At 54.1% G+C, this 14,428-nt stretch carries 16 protein-coding genes; 5 read left to right on the top strand and 11 right to left on the bottom strand.

Going from position 1 to position 14,428, the window contains the following annotated elements; all coding sequences use genetic code 11:
* Positions 1–6: 6 nt before the first annotated feature.
* From ACQ0MK_RS17445 to ade, 9 genes are all read right to left on the bottom strand, one after another.
* Entirely contained in the window at positions 7–378 is a 372-nt protein-coding gene (locus tag ACQ0MK_RS17445) for a histidine triad nucleotide-binding protein (RefSeq protein WP_350045105.1), read from the bottom strand.
* A gap of 57 nt (positions 379–435) precedes the next feature.
* On the bottom strand, positions 436–768 hold the full coding sequence (locus ACQ0MK_RS17440) for a phosphoribosyl-ATP diphosphatase (RefSeq protein WP_350041018.1): 333 nt from the start codon (positions 766–768) through the stop codon (positions 436–438).
* Positions 769–780: 12 nt separating this feature from the next.
* The gene (gene hisF / locus ACQ0MK_RS17435; RefSeq protein WP_430473677.1) at positions 781–1,542 is read right to left on the bottom strand and encodes an imidazole glycerol phosphate synthase subunit HisF; all 762 of its coding nucleotides are present in this window, start codon (positions 1,540–1,542) and stop codon (positions 781–783) included.
* 23 nt (positions 1,543–1,565) lie between these two features.
* Positions 1,566–2,294, bottom strand: a complete 729-nt coding sequence (gene hisA, locus ACQ0MK_RS17430; protein WP_350045107.1) for a 1-(5-phosphoribosyl)-5-[(5-phosphoribosylamino)methylideneamino]imidazole-4-carboxamide isomerase — start codon at positions 2,292–2,294, stop codon at positions 1,566–1,568.
* Entirely contained in the window at positions 2,291–2,845 is a 555-nt protein-coding gene (locus ACQ0MK_RS17425; RefSeq protein WP_350041015.1) for a GNAT family N-acetyltransferase, read from the bottom strand. Before ACQ0MK_RS17425 ends, hisA begins: the two co-directional genes overlap by 4 nt.
* A complete protein-coding gene (gene hisH, locus ACQ0MK_RS17420; RefSeq protein WP_350041014.1) occupies positions 2,842–3,492 on the bottom strand; it encodes an imidazole glycerol phosphate synthase subunit HisH in 651 nt (216 codons plus the stop codon). Before hisH ends, ACQ0MK_RS17425 begins: the two co-directional genes overlap by 4 nt.
* On the bottom strand, positions 3,489–3,977 hold the full coding sequence (locus ACQ0MK_RS17415; RefSeq protein ID WP_430473676.1) for a DUF2628 domain-containing protein: 489 nt from the start codon (positions 3,975–3,977) through the stop codon (positions 3,489–3,491). The genes hisH and ACQ0MK_RS17415 overlap by 4 nt, the downstream gene beginning before the upstream one ends.
* 12 nt (positions 3,978–3,989) lie before the next feature.
* A complete protein-coding gene (hisB, locus tag ACQ0MK_RS17410) occupies positions 3,990–4,589 on the bottom strand; it encodes an imidazoleglycerol-phosphate dehydratase HisB (protein ID WP_350045111.1) in 600 nt (199 codons plus the stop codon).
* Between the two features lie 144 nt (positions 4,590–4,733).
* Positions 4,734–6,464 carry an adenine deaminase gene (gene ade / locus ACQ0MK_RS17405; RefSeq protein ID WP_430473675.1) on the bottom strand — a complete coding sequence of 577 codons (1,731 nt, stop codon included), beginning with the start codon at positions 6,462–6,464 and terminating at the stop codon, positions 4,734–4,736.
* A 217-nt stretch (positions 6,465–6,681) separates the two neighbouring features.
* On the opposite strand from ade, the gene hslV reads away from it, so the two are divergent.
* Both hslV and hslU read left to right on the top strand, forming a co-directional pair.
* Entirely contained in the window at positions 6,682–7,236 is a 555-nt protein-coding gene (hslV, locus tag ACQ0MK_RS17400; RefSeq protein WP_350041009.1) for an ATP-dependent protease subunit HslV, read from the top strand.
* A 61-nt stretch (positions 7,237–7,297) separates the two neighbouring features.
* Positions 7,298–8,608 carry an ATP-dependent protease ATPase subunit HslU gene (gene hslU / locus ACQ0MK_RS17395; protein ID WP_430473674.1) on the top strand — a complete coding sequence of 437 codons (1,311 nt, stop codon included), beginning with the start codon at positions 7,298–7,300 and terminating at the stop codon, positions 8,606–8,608.
* 92 nt (positions 8,609–8,700) lie between these two features.
* Here hslU and ACQ0MK_RS17390 read toward each other — a convergent pair whose 3' ends face one another.
* Positions 8,701–10,110: an ATP-binding protein gene (locus ACQ0MK_RS17390; protein ID WP_350041007.1), complete on the bottom strand. Its 1,410-nt coding sequence runs from the start codon at positions 10,108–10,110 to the stop codon at positions 8,701–8,703.
* Positions 10,111–10,368: 258 nt separating this feature from the next.
* Complete coding sequence (locus ACQ0MK_RS17385; protein ID WP_430473673.1) at positions 10,369–10,950, bottom strand: malonic semialdehyde reductase; 582 nt, start codon at positions 10,948–10,950, stop codon at positions 10,369–10,371.
* 241 nt (positions 10,951–11,191) lie between these two features.
* Here ACQ0MK_RS17385 and ACQ0MK_RS17380 point away from each other — a divergent pair, with 241 nt between their 5' ends.
* The 3 genes from ACQ0MK_RS17380 to dut all read left to right on the top strand — a co-directional run bounded on the left by ACQ0MK_RS17380 (position 11,192) and on the right by dut (position 14,332).
* Complete coding sequence (locus tag ACQ0MK_RS17380; protein WP_430473672.1) at positions 11,192–12,412, top strand: polysaccharide deacetylase family protein; 1,221 nt, start codon at positions 11,192–11,194, stop codon at positions 12,410–12,412.
* Between the two features lie 167 nt (positions 12,413–12,579).
* A complete protein-coding gene (gene coaBC / locus ACQ0MK_RS17375; RefSeq protein WP_430473671.1) occupies positions 12,580–13,797 on the top strand; it encodes a bifunctional phosphopantothenoylcysteine decarboxylase/phosphopantothenate--cysteine ligase CoaBC in 1,218 nt (405 codons plus the stop codon).
* A gap of 70 nt (positions 13,798–13,867) precedes the next feature.
* Positions 13,868–14,332 carry a dUTP diphosphatase gene (gene dut, locus ACQ0MK_RS17370; protein WP_430473670.1) on the top strand — a complete coding sequence of 155 codons (465 nt, stop codon included), beginning with the start codon at positions 13,868–13,870 and terminating at the stop codon, positions 14,330–14,332.
* Positions 14,333–14,428: the final 96 nt, after the last annotated feature.

Below are 14,428 nucleotides of genomic sequence, written 5' to 3'. Positions count from 1 at the left end.
GGGTGCTTACGCCTTTGGCAGCATCAACGGAAGTTTTGCCCCGCCAAGGATATGCACATGCAAATGCGGAACGTCTTGGCGACCATTTTCGCGGGTATTGGCGATCAGGCGATAGCCGTCTTCGACCACACCCGCCGCGGCCGAGATTTTGCCAATCGCCCGGGTATAGGCAATGATTTCGGCATCCGACGCATTGGCGGCAAAATCGTCATAGGACGTATAGGCGCCTTTGGGGATCACCAGCACATGGGTCGGGGCCTGCGGTGCGATATCGTTAAAGGCCAGCACATGGTCGTCTTCATAGACCTTGGTGCACGGGATTTCGCCGCGCAGGATTTTGGCAAAGATGTTTTCCGGATCGTAGGGTTGGACGGCCATTGGGGTGCTCCTGATACCTTGATCGGGCTTTGCCCGAAATCGTGTTGGCTTTGTGCCTTAATCTTTACTGCGCGATGCCTTTTCGGCAAGACCCGAAATGCCCTGACGGTCGGCCAAAATGGCCCAGACGTCTTCGGGCTTCACCCCTTGATCGGCCCATAAAACGGTAAGGTGATACAGCAGATCAGCACTTTCGGACGCGACTTTTTCCGGCGTTTCGGCCAGGGCGGCAATCACGGTTTCAACACCTTCTTCGCCGACTTTTTGCGCGATTTTGGCTGTGCCCTTGGCAAAGAGCTTGGCGGTGTAGCTTGATTCCGGGTCGGCACCCTTGCGCGCGGCAACGGTGGCATAAAGCGCATCAAGGACGTGTTTGGATTGATCGGTCATGACGACGGCCCCTTATCCCTCGCGCACGGGAATGCCCGCGGCTTTCATGTGGTCTTTGACTTCACGGATGCGATAGGTGCCAAAATGAAAGATTGATGCGGCCAAAACCGCCGATGCATGTGCATCACGCACGCCTTCGACCATATGGTCAAGCGTGCCTACTCCGCCCGATGCAATGACCGGCACATGGACACTATCGGCAATGGTTTTGGTCAGCGGGATGTTAAAGCCCGACTGCGTCCCGTCACGGTCCATCGAGGTGACAAGAAGTTCGCCCGCACCATATTCGGTCATTTGTTTTGAAAACGAAACGGCGTCAATTCCGGTGGCTTCGCGTCCGCCATGGGTGAAAATTTCGAACTTGTCTGGCCCCACCGATTTGGCATCAATCGAAACCACAATGCATTGCGATCCGAACTTGCGGGCTGCTTCGCGTACGAAATCGGGGTTTTTGACCGCAGCAGTATTGATCGAGACTTTATCAGCCCCCGCCAGAAGCAATTTGCGGATATCATCAAGGCTACGCACCCCGCCGCCGACCGTGACCGGCATAAAGCAGGCTTCTGCGGTGCGTGCGACCACGTCAAAGATGGTGTCGCGGTTATCACTTGATGCGGTGATGTCTAAAAAGCACAGCTCGTCAGCACCCTCGGCATCATAGATGCGGGCTTGTTCGACCGGATCACCGGCATCAATCAGATCAACGAAATTGACCCCTTTGACAACGCGGCCGTCCTTCACATCAAGACAGGGAATGACACGGGTTTTTAACATGGTCGGTTTCCTGTTTGGCTCGGTTACGCGAGGGCTGCAATCGCAGCGGCAAGGTCGATCCGTCCGTCATAAAGCGCACGGCCGGAGATGGCACCATCAATGCCGGCATCGCTATGCTGCTTAACGGCAATCAGATCTTCAAGCGATGATACCCCGCCCGATACGATCACCGGGGTCGAGATTTCAGAGGCCAGTGCAACGGTGGACTCAATATTCGGGCCACCCATCGCGCCATCACGGTCAATGTCGGTAAAAATGATCGCAGCCACACCGCAATCTTCAAATTTCTTGGCAAGCTCAAGGGCAGTGACTTCGGATGTTTCTGCCCATCCTTCAACCGCAACGTAACCATCACGGGCATCAATGCCAACCGCCACACGGCCCGGCCATTTGGCACAGGCTTCCTTAACGAAATCGGGATTACGCAGTGCAACGGTGCCAAGGATGACGCGGGTAATACCCTTGTTCAGCCAGTAATCAACGGTTTCCATGGTGCGGATACCGCCACCCAGCTGGGTTTGGGCCTTGCCATCAACGGCGGCAAGGATTGAATCAACTGCTGCGCCATTGACCGGCTCACCGGCAAAGGCCCCGTTCAGATCAACGATATGAACCCAATGGCACCCGGCAGCAACAAATTCACCGGCCTGTGCACCGGGGTTGTCATTAAACACGGTGGCCTTGTCCATATCGCCGCGCAAAAGGCGAACGCAGGCACCGTCTTTTAGGTCAATTGCGGGATAAAGATTCACTGATCCGTGTCCTGTATTTTCTTGGTGTAGTAATAACCTTCGACCATTTTACCGTCGATCATCGCGTAATAGGGATTGATGCCCCAACGGACATAACCAAGCCCGTTATAAAGTGCTATGGCGGCTGTCTGGGTCTCGCGAAGGTCAAGTTTCAATACGCTATAGCCCGCTTCACGGGCGAAATATTCAATCGAACGCACAATCGCCTTACCGTTGCCGCGCCCACGCGCCCATGGGGCAACGAAATGGCCGGAAATCTGGGCGGAATGACGTTGGGCTTCAAGGTTGGCCGGGGTTTCAATCAACTGGGCCGCACCGGAAATCACCCCGTCAACCCGCGATACGAACAAATGGCGACCGGGCATCAACAAGACACCGCGCCAGTATTTTTCCATATCCGGGCGATCAGGTGGCGTCAGCCAGCCAAAGCCACCCCCTTCGACAATGGCCTGCGTACAGGCATCGACAATATCGGAAAGATCACCTGCCGAAAGCTTGGTCACATGTTCGGAGATAACCCCGTCCTGAATGGTATCACTCGGTGCGATCATGGTTTCCATCCCAGGAAATTACCAATGATGGTAAGCCCTGTTTTTTGACTTTTTTCCGGGTGGAACTGGGTTCCGACCATGTTGTCACGCCCGATCATTGCGGTCAGGTCCCCGCCATAAGAAACCGATGCCAGTCGTTCCGCCGGATTGGTGACATGCATGTGATAGCTGTGCACGAAATAGGCGTGATCGCCATCCGAAACACCGGCCATCACCGGGTGGGTTTTACCAGCAGGATCAAGAACCAGTTCGTTCCATCCCATATGCGGGATTTTAAGGTCGGGATCACTTGGCTTAATCGCGACAACTTCGCCCGCAATCCAGTCCAGACCGTCGGTCACTTCAAATTCACGTCCGACGGATGACATCAACTGCATGCCAACGCAAATGCCAAAGAACGGCTTGCCGCCTTTGATCACTTGTTCGGTCAGGACATCCACCATGCCGCTCACAGCATCCAGACCAGCCCGGCAATCGGCATAGGCGCCAACGCCCGGAAGCACGATATGGCTGGCGTTGCGGACCTTTTCCGGATCATCGGTGACAAGGATCGGATCGGAAAAGCCGGTTTCGCGGGCGGCACGTTCAAACGCCTTGGCAGCAGAACGCAGATTGCCTGAACCGTAATCAATAATCGCAACACTCATGGGTAGGATGGGCTCCCGATTGAGGGGGTGGGGACAACAGCTTTCGCTGATTGTGGGGCACGCAAGCGGTTAAAGCAGCGATGTTCGGCATCACTTTCATTGTGACCGGCAACAATATCGCAAAGCTTCCAGCCCTGAGCGGCCAATTTACGGCGCTTAAGATCATTGGCAATCAGACCAAAGCCGATGCCGGTCACCAGTGCGAGGGCAAAGTCCATTTCCGGACCGCCGTCAAAGGCCATCACGGCAAAGCTGCACAGGAACGACACCGCAACCAGACCAAAGAACCCCAGCCAAAGCCGGTGATACAACGCCCAAAGTCCCGACAGCAAAAAGGCCCAGAAATTGAAGCCTTCGCGGATCAGGATGGCATTTTCCATCGGTTCGGCATCGCCGGGATGGATATGGACTGTGTAAACCTTCATCGAAAACCGATTTTCTGGTCCCGGCAGCGCGCTTGGCACTGCCGGTATATTCCCGATCATGATCAGATCAGATCAAAGCGATCCGCCAAGAACACCCTTGGTCGACGGAATGGCATCGGATTTGCGCGGATCAATTTCCATCGCGACGCGCAGCGACCGTGCCAGCGCCTTAAAGGCGCTTTCAATGATATGGTGATTGTTTTCGCCATACAGGTTCTCGACATGCAGGGTAATGCCTGCTGCCTGGGCAAAGCCCTGGAACCATTCACGGAACAATTCGGTATCCATATCACCCAGCTTGTCGCGGGTAAATTCGACATTCCAGATCAGATAAGGGCGGCTTGAAATATCAAGTGCGACACGGGTCAACGCCTCATCCATCGGAAGCAAGCAACTGCCATAGCGATTGATGCCCTTCTTATCGCCAATGGCTTCTGCAACGGCCTGACCAATTGCGATGCCGGCATCTTCGGTAGTGTGGTGGAAATCAATATGCAGGTCGCCCTTGGCCCGGACTTTAAGGTCCATCAGGCTGTGGCGTGAAAGCTGTTCGAGCATGTGATCAAGGAAGCCAACCCCGGTCTCGACGTCATAAACGCCGGTACCATCAAGGTTCACTTCAACCGTGATCTGAGTTTCGTTTGTATTACGCTCAACGCGGGCCTTGCGCATGCAAAGCTCCTTTCCTGCAGGTATTGATGCATATGATGAGACGTATTTAGCAACAAAGTCGCGCAAATGCCAGTTTAAGGTGGCCAAGGGGTGGCGTTAAATCCGTGTAATCCGGACTTAACGCCAATGAAGCCAGCGTTGCCTTTAGACAAAGTCGAATTTATCGACATCAAACAGGCCACGATCGGTCATTTTAAGGTGCGGGATCACCGGAAGGGCAAGGAAGGCGACCTGAAGGAAGGGTTCGGGCAAGACACAGCCCAGATCCTTGGCGGCGGCACGTAGCGTAATCAGGTCTTTTTCAACCACTTCAAACGGCTCAAGGCTCATCAAACCTGCGACCGGCAAGGCCAGTTCAGCGGTGACTTTTCCGCCATCGGCAACGGCAAAGCCGCCGCCCATTTCAATCAGGCGGTTCACGGCGGCCGCCATATCGGCATCATCGGCCCCAACCACCGTGATATTGTGGCTGTCATGGCCGACGGATGATGCAATTGCCCCGCGTTTCAGACCAAATCCCCGCACAAAGCTGCGTCCGATATTGCCATTAATGCCATGGCGTTCAACGACTGAAACCTTGATCACGTCATTGGCAAGATCGGGTTTCAAGCCGTTATCGCCGATTTCAAGTGTGGCTTCGTCGCGGAAGGTCAGGATAAGACCCGGTTTGACCTTGATCACCGGGGTCTGGTTTTGCCCCGGTTTGGGATCACAGGCAAAGGCAGCGGGATCAACGCGTGTTGCCTTCATCGAGGATAGTCCGACCGGGGCAATGGTTTTGCGCCTGGCAAACAGATCATTGGTGACAAGGCGGCCTGCGGCAATCACATCGACAACATTACAGGTATCAAGATCATCCAGAATCGCGATATCTGCCCGCCAGCCCGGCCCGATCAAGCCACGATCGCGCAGGCCGAAAATGCGCGCAGCCGAATGCGATGCGGCGCGGTACGCATGATGGATCGGGCACTTGCGGGCTTTAAGATGACCGATCAAACGGCGCACCAGACTATCAAGATGGCCTTCTTCGCCGATATCAAGCGGATTGCGGTCATCGGTACAGAGCGCGACGAAACTTGAACTGTTTTCGTCCAGAATTTCAGCCAGTGCTTCAAGATCCTTGGAAACCGATCCTTCACGGATCAGGATCGCCATGCCCTTGGCAAGTTTTTCACGGGCTTCTTCGGCGGATGTGGCTTCGTGGTCGGTGCGAATGCCTGCGGCCATATAGCCATTAAGGTCAAGCCCGCGCACCAGCGGCGCATGGCCGTCAATATGCCCATCCTGAAAGGCTTCAAGCTTGGCCATGATGCCCGGATCAAGGTTAAGCACGCCGGGATAATTCATCAATTCGGCCAGACCGACGACCTTTTCATGGCTGCGGAACGGCAAAAGGTCGTCGATTTCAAGCCGCGCCCCTGCGGTTTCAAAGGCAGTGGCAGGCACACAGGATGACAGGTTAACCCGCACATCCATGATGGTCTGTTCGGCACTATCTAGGAAATATTTGATGCCTTCAGCACCCAGCACATTGGCAATCTCATGCGGGTCACACAAAACGGTGGTTACACCGTGCGGCAACACGCAGCGGTCAAATTCAAGCGGGGTGACGAGCGAACTTTCGATATGCAGATGGGTATCGATAAAGCCCGGAACCGCGAATTTGCCGGTGCACTCGATTTCGGTTTCACCGGCGTAACTGTCATGGGTGCCGACGATCCGATCGCCAACAATTGCGATGTCGGTCACAGTGACCTTGCCGGTGATGACATCGAGCAACCCGATATTGCGAAGGACCAGATCCGCCTTGATTTTGCCCTGTCCGGCAAGAATGCATTTGCCAAGATGGGTTTGGGAAAGATCGTTGCGGCTCATGGCTTTTGGTCCTGTGTTTCTGGAAATTCTTTTGGTGGTTAAGGGTAAAGCATGTTGGGAAACTGTGCTTTGACTTTTTTATGCATCACTGCGTTGAAACACTGTTTGCCACGCAATGAAGGTTTTCCGATCGGGGCCGGGTGGCTTCTGCCCTTGACCGGGACGCCTGCCGTGCTAACTCTTGGTCGAAGCATTGGATGATATTCAAGGATAATTCATGAGCGAACAACAAAGCTGGCACGGCACAACGATCCTGTCTGTGCGCAAGGGCAACGAAGTCGTCGTGGCTGGCGATGGTCAGGTATCGCTTGGCCAAACCGTGATCAAGGGCAATGCCCGCAAGGTACGCCGGATCGGCAACAAGGGCGAAATCATTGTTGGTTTTGCCGGTGCGACCGCCGATGCCTTTACCTTGCTTGAGCGTCTTGAAGCCAAATTGGACCGTCATCCGGGCCAAACCATGCGCGCCTGTGTTGAATTGGCCAAGGATTGGCGCACTGATCGTTACCTGCGCAAGCTTGAAGCCATGATGGCGGTTGCCGACAAGGATGTGTCACTGGTTTTGACCGGTCAGGGTGATGTTTTGGAACCTGAAGACGGCATTATCGCCATCGGATCAGGTGGCAATTATGCCTTGTCTGCTGCCCGTGCCTTGATTGATATGGACATGAGTGCTGAAGAAATTGCCCGCAAGGCAATGAAGATTGCCGGTGAGATTTGTGTCTACACCAATGGCAGTGTCACGCTCGAAAAAATCGAGGATGCGAAATAAACAGGGTGCCGTTTCGGGCCCTGATACCGCATTCGTCGTAATAACAAAACGGAACCCTACAATGACCCAAAATTACAGCCCGCGTGAGACGGTTTCGGAACTTGATCGTCACATTATCGGTCAGAAAGACGCCAAGCGCGCGGTCGCCATTGCGATGCGCAACCGTTGGCGCCGTCAACAGCTTGACGAAAACATGCGCAATGAAGTTCTGCCGAAAAACATCCTGATGATCGGCCCGACCGGGGTCGGTAAAACCGAAATTGCCCGGCGTCTGGCCAAGCTTGCCGACGCACCGTTCATCAAGATCGAAGCGACCAAATTTACCGAAGTCGGTTATGTCGGGCGCGATGTTGAACAGATCGTACGTGATCTGGTCGAAGTTTCCATCGATCTGACCCGCGAAACCATGCGCAAGAAAGTCCGTGCCAAGGCCGAAATGCAGGCTGAAGAACGGATTTTGGATGGGCTTGTCGGTGAAAACGCTTCCCCTGATACCCGCCAGAAATTCCGCAAAATGTTGCGTGAAGGCGAACTTCAGGAAAAAGAGATCGAAATCAACGTTCAGGAAAGCAGCGCGGCCTCCATGCCGACCATGGAAATTCCGGGCATGCCCGGGGCGCAGATGGGCATGCTGAACCTGAACGACATGTTCGGCAAAGCATTTGGCGGCAACACCAAACCCAAACGCATGACCGTCGAAGAAGCCATGGAACGCCTGATCGATGAAGAAGGCGACAAGTTGCTTGATATGGACAAAGTCACCGCCGAGGCGATTGATAATGTCGAACAGAACGGCATCGTGTTCCTGGACGAGATCGACAAAATCACCGCCCGCCAAGAGCGCGGTGGCGATGTATCGCGCGAAGGTGTGCAGCGAGACCTGTTGCCTTTGATCGAAGGAACCAACGTTTCGACCAAACATGGCACGGTCAAAACCGACCATATCCTGTTTATCTGTTCTGGCGCGTTCCATCTGGCTAAGCCATCGGATTTGCTGCCGGAATTGCAGGGTCGCTTGCCGATCCGGGTTGAACTTAAAGCCCTGACCGAAGCCGATTTCCGCCGCATCCTGATGGAACCGGAAGCATCCCTGATCAAGCAATATATTGCCTTGATGGGCACCGAAGAAGTCACACTGGACTTCACCGATGATGCGATTGACGAAATTGCCCGCATTTCGGCCAGCGTGAATGAATCGGTCGAAAATATCGGCGCACGTCGCCTGCATACGGTGCTGGAAAAGCTGCTGGATGATATCAGCTTTACCGCAACCGATCGCGCTGGTGAGACGTTTAAGGTCGATGGCGCCTATGTCCGCGAACAGGTCGAAGAACTGTCCAAGGATACCGATCTTTCAAAGTTTATTCTGTAATCGAAACATTCGATTGCACAGGATTTGCAAAAGGCCAGCATTTCGGTGCTGGCCTTTTCTTTGATAGTCGTCAGAAGATCGATCTATCAATTTTAAGCTGAATGCAGTTTGCGAACATTGCCGCCGGTTTTAGCCGGCAGATAGACGGTAAAGACCGATCCGACACCCTTCTCGCTTTCGATTTGCATCGTGCCGCGGTGGCGTTGCACCAGATGTTTGACGATGGCAAGGCCAAGGCCCGTTCCGCCAACGGCGCGGGATCGCGCAGTATCAACCCGGTAAAACCGTTCGGTCAGGCGCGGCAGATGTTCGCGTGCAATCCCGTCGGAATGATCGCGAATAGCAATGGCCATGATCCGTTCATGACGGAACCGCGCCAAGGCACCCGGCGGGTTTTTGGCAAGACTGATGGTGACTTCGACATCGGTGTTGGGATGACCATATTTCAGGGCGTTCTCCACCAGATTGACAAAGACCTGCGTTAGTTCCTTTTCCTCGCCCACCATTTCAGTGTTTTCAAGTTCGCGGGTGACGCGGATTTTCATGCTTTTGGCATCGGCCTTCATCGCAAGGGTTTCGGCAACCTTGCCAACGATCTTGCCAACGTCGCAATCCTCGGATGGTGGGGTATGTTCATTCAGCTCGATCCGCGCCAAGGACAGCAAATCTTCGATCAGGTGCTGCATGCGCTGGGCCTGATCACGCATGACCGGCAGGAACTGCCCAAGCGCATCCGGGTCATCTTTGGCCGGACCTTCCAGCGTTTCGATAAAGCCCAGAACAACAGATAAAGGGGTGCGCAATTCATGTCCGGCATCGGTGGCGAAATCGGCCCGCATCTGTTCAAGTTTGCGAAGCTCCGTCAGGTCCGAGAAGCTAAGCACAAAGTTCCGGTCTCCGGTCGCAGCAGGCAGGCGCGCCGTTAGCACGTCAAAATGACGGTGCGCGTCACTGGCCAGAACGAACTCGGCATGTTTCATGGTTTCGCGGCTGTTGGCGACATCATCAAACGCATCAAGCAAGATCGGATCACGGATAAACCGTGTCAGGTCACGTCCGGTTTCCAGATTGTGAAACAGTCCCCTGGCCGCTTGGTTAAAGCCGGTCACCACACGGTGGCGATTGACCATCACCACCGGGTTCGGCAAGTGATCCAGAATTTCGGCATCGGTGCTTGTTTGCGCCTCAAGCAGGGCAATACGGTCGCGGAACGCTGCGGCAATCTGGGTATAAAGCGATGAAAGTTCAGAGGCGGCGCTAAACGTGATTGTTTGCGGGGGTGTTCCCCTAAACCGGTCACGCAGGTCCGTGGCATATCGTGCCACCCGGCGTAAATCACCGAAATACACCCGCAGCACGGCAAAGATGCCAATCCAGGAAAGCGTTGCAGACAGCACAGCCATGCCCCAGCCAAGTTGTTCCATCGCCGCCAGGACGATAAAGACAATGCCTGCCGGAAAGCCAACGGCCAAAGCTGTAAGTAGTAATTGGCGGAAACCCAATTAACGCTCCTGTTTCGTAATATTCTGATCTTCTAGTGCACGCGCGACTAAAAGTGGACCTAAAATGGTTATGGGCCGGTAAAGATCAAATAAAAGTTTGATGACAGTTTTCAAGCCGTTCCATCGATTGAAAAAAAACGTCGAGGGTTCATCAGGTACGCAAATGCCATAGATCATCATCTAACCGGAACGCAAAAGGGCCACCGATTGCGGAGGCCCTTTGAAAGAAATCTTAAAAGAGGTTTTAAAAACGCGGGGTTAGAGAATCTCGGCCCCCTGATCAAATGTCAGGCGCGGGGTGCGGCCATGCAGCGATTTTGGATCGCCATAGCCGATATTGATCAGGAAATTGCTTTTGATCGGGGTTCCGTCAAAAAATTCGGCATCGAGTTTTGCATTGTCGAATCCAGACATCGGACCGCAATCAAGCCCAAGACCGCGAAGGGCGAGAATGAAATAGCCTGCCTGAAGCGAACTGTTGCGAAACGCGGTGGCTTTGATTGCGTCTTCTTTGCCCGCAAACCATGACCTTGCATCGGTATGGGGGAACAGATCCGGCAGATTTTCGTAAAATTCCAGATCCTGTGCGACAATTGCGGTCACTGGTGCCGCCATTGTCTTATCAACATTCCCGGCGGCAAGGCAGGGTTTCAGGCGTTCTTTTGCCTCAATGGATTTGATGAATGCGACGCGCATCGGTTCGCAATTGGCACTTGTTGGTGCCAGAACGGTCAAATCCCAGGCCTGTTTAAGCAGATCTGTTTCGACGTCGCGATCCTGCCAGGCGCTATAGGTTCGACCATTGTGGAACAGAAGATCAAGTGCATCAGAATTTAACATGGGGCCTCATTTTTTGACGGGTGTGAACCTGTTTCAAAGGTAGCTTCAACGGACCAATTCGCAAGTATCTATATGAAATATGGAAAAACAATTGGTTCACTGGTATTTTTCATCGCTAAGACGATCCCGGCAAACGGGACGCCGCCCATGGCCAATGACCAAACGGCATGACCATAGGGCACAGGATCAGAACTGTGTTCAGGCCCTGATTGGAGTGGTTGGATGAAGACTGGAAACCAAAATGAAATTTGAGGCCAAAGGGCAAAAATCGTCCTCTGAGTCGATGCTTGTGGATAGTCGGTTCATGCTGCGCAGCATGGTGTTTGGAATGTCATTTGCCATCGGGCTGACATTCGCATCAGGGCAGGGTATTGCACAGACTGATACATCAAACCCCCAGCCGGTCGCAGACGATGCGATGACCGGGGATGGCAGTGCTGAAACCAAGACAGATGAAATGGCACCGGCCGATACACCGACCACGGCGCCATCTGCTGCGCCTGCGGACATGGTTGATGTGCCAACTGGTGATGCCACATCGTCGGTGATTTTCATGTATCACCGCTTTGGCGAAAATGAATATCCGTCAACCAACATCAAGATTGATCAGTTCAAGGCGCATATCAAAGAACTGACCAATGGCAGTTATACGGTGGTGGGCGTTCCGCAAATTGTCGCTGCACTGGAAAAGGGCGACGGTCTGCCGGATCGAACCATCGGCATCACGATTGATGATGCCTATCGATCAGTTTATCAGGACGCTTGGCCGGTTTTCCGCGCCCATAACATGCCGTTCACGGTGTTTGTGTCCAGCCAACAGGTCGATGACGGTTTTTCCAATTACATGACCTGGGACATGCTGCGTGAAATGGCCAAGGCCGGGGTTACGATTGGCGGCCATAGCCAACACCATTCCCATTTGCCTGAACTTGATATCGAAGCAGTCAAAGCCGAACTTGCCCATTCAGCCGAACGGTTTCAGGAAGAATTGGGCTTTGTACCGGACATCTTTGCCTATCCATACGGCGAAGCAAATGCCGATGTGATTGCGGCGGTCAAGGAAGCCGGATACAAAGCGGCCTTTGGCCAGCAAAGCGGTGCGATGAGCAATGAGTCAGATTTCATGTATCTGCCGCGCTTTGCGCTGAACGAGCATTACGGCGCGATGGATCGCTTTACACTGGCGGCAAATTCACTGCCGCTGCGTGTCAGTGACATTACGCCGGGCGATTACACCCTGACGCGCAATCCGCCTGCCTTTGGTTTCACCTTAAAAGAACCGGCACCGAATGTTGCCTGCTATCCGTCTGATGGGGCTGCAACCATGAACCGGCTTGGCGATGAGCGGGTTGAAATCCGTCTTGATGGTCCGGTGGCATCCGGGCGATGGCGGATCAACTGCACGGCAATGGGTGCAGAGCAGCGCTGGCACTGGTTTGGCATGTTGTACACAGTGCCATAAGACCGGGTGAACAAACCCGTCTAACATGCTAATAAACCTAATAAAGAAATGCGCTATGTACCCTTTGGGGGCATAGCGTTTTTCATTTCATCTTTGGGTGCTTGCGCCAGATAATGCGACAATGTAGGTTAACCACACTTCTTAACCGTAATTAATTGGTAATCACAGTGCAGACAGGAAAGAATATCCTTCTGATCATCTCCGGCGGGATTGCTGCCTATAAGGTTCTTGAGGTGATCCGTCGGCTAAGAGACCGCGAAATCAACATTCGCGCCATCCTGACCAAAGGCGGGGCAGAGTTCGTGACCCCGCTTTCTGTGGCGGCCCTGACCGAGAATAAAGTCTATCAGGATTTGTTTTCTCTGACCGATGAAGCCGAAATGGGCCATATCCGCCTGTCGCGTGAGGCTGACCTTGTTCTGGTCGCCCCGGCAAGTGCCGATATTCTGGCAAAAATGGCAACCGGTCAGGCGGGTGATCTGGCAACCACTGCCCTTTTGGCGACCAATAAACCCGTCATGATCGCCCCGGCCATGAATGTCGAGATGTGGAACCATCCGGCAACCCAGGCCAATATCGCAACGCTTGAAAAGCGTGGTGTGATCCGGGTTGGACCGTCTTCTGGCGATCTGGCCTGTGGCGAATTTGGATCTGGTCGTTTGGCCGAACCGGCCGAAATTATTGCACATGTGCTCGATTTCCTTAATGCCCAAGACGCGCCCAAACCGCTTGCAGGCAAAAAGGCTGTGGTTACCAGCGGCCCGACCCATGAGCCGATTGACCCGGTGCGCTATATCGCCAACCGATCATCGGGCAAGCAGGGCCATGCCATTGCCCAAGCCCTTTTCGATGCAGGGGCGGAGGTGACCTTGGTGTCTGGTCCGGTAAGCTTGCCTGATCCGGCGGGAGTAAAGGTTGTGCGGGTTGAAACGGCGCGTCAAATGCTGGCGGCGGTTCAAAACGCCCTTCCGGCTGAAATTGCGATTTGTGCGGCTGCCGTGGCGGATTGGCGCACGGCGGGAGAAGCCGGGCAGAAGCTTAAAAAGGATGGGTCGGGGGGTATTCCCGATCTGAAACTTTCGGAAAATCCCGACATTCTGGCAACCATCAGTGCGGCTGGTGCATCGCGCCCAAGCCTTGTGATCGGATTTGCTGCCGAGACGGAAAATGTCACGGAACATGCGCGCGCCAAACGCACGCGCAAAGGATGTGACTGGATTCTTGCCAATGATGTTGCCCCCGATACCGGCACATTTGGCGGCGATCAAAACGAGATTTGCCTGATTTCAGGCGCAGATGAAAAAACCGATGAGTGCTGGCCACGTCAAAGCAAAACCGGCATTGCCCGGGCTTTGGCCGCGCGCATCATTGACCATTTTTCCTGACGCGGGCTTTACCCGTCGGGATCAGAAATACATACCCGGCATCACGACCGGGCGATCATAAGGATAGAATATGTCGGCTCTTCGCGTTGATCTGAAACAGCTTCCTCATGGGGCGGATTTGCTCCTGCCCGATTATGCCACCGCGCAATCAGCCGCCGTCGATTTGCAGGCCGCCATTGATGGCACGTTGGTTCTGGCACCGGGCAAACGGGCAATGGTTGAAACCGGCATTGCGATTGCGCTGCCAGCCGGGTTTGAAGCACAGGTCCGCCCGCGTTCGGGACTGGCCGCCAAAAACGGTGTCACCGTTTTGAACAGTCCGGGCACGATTGATGCGGATTACCGCGGCGAGATCAAAGTCATTTTGATCAACCACGGCGAAGAGGCGTTTGAAATTGAACGCGGCATGCGCATTGCGCAACTTGTGGTCGCACCGATCACGCAGGTGGCATGGCGTGCTGTTGATCATCTTGATGAAACCGCCCGTGGTGCGGGTGGTTTCGGGTCGACCGGTACGGCAAGCCCGGTCAAATAAATCTGTCGCATAACGGCGTGAAAACTGGCCGTTTGTGTGATGCAAGGATGCTCTGTCGAAATCAGGTTCGCATACCGTCTGGGGGGACGGTCGGGC

Source organism: Thalassospira lucentensis (assembly GCF_050516545.1).
Lineage (GTDB): Bacteria > Pseudomonadota > Alphaproteobacteria > Rhodospirillales > Thalassospiraceae > Thalassospira > Thalassospira lucentensis_C.
Note: the sequence above shows the minus strand (reverse complement) of the source record. Positions and strands in the feature narration are given on the sequence as shown.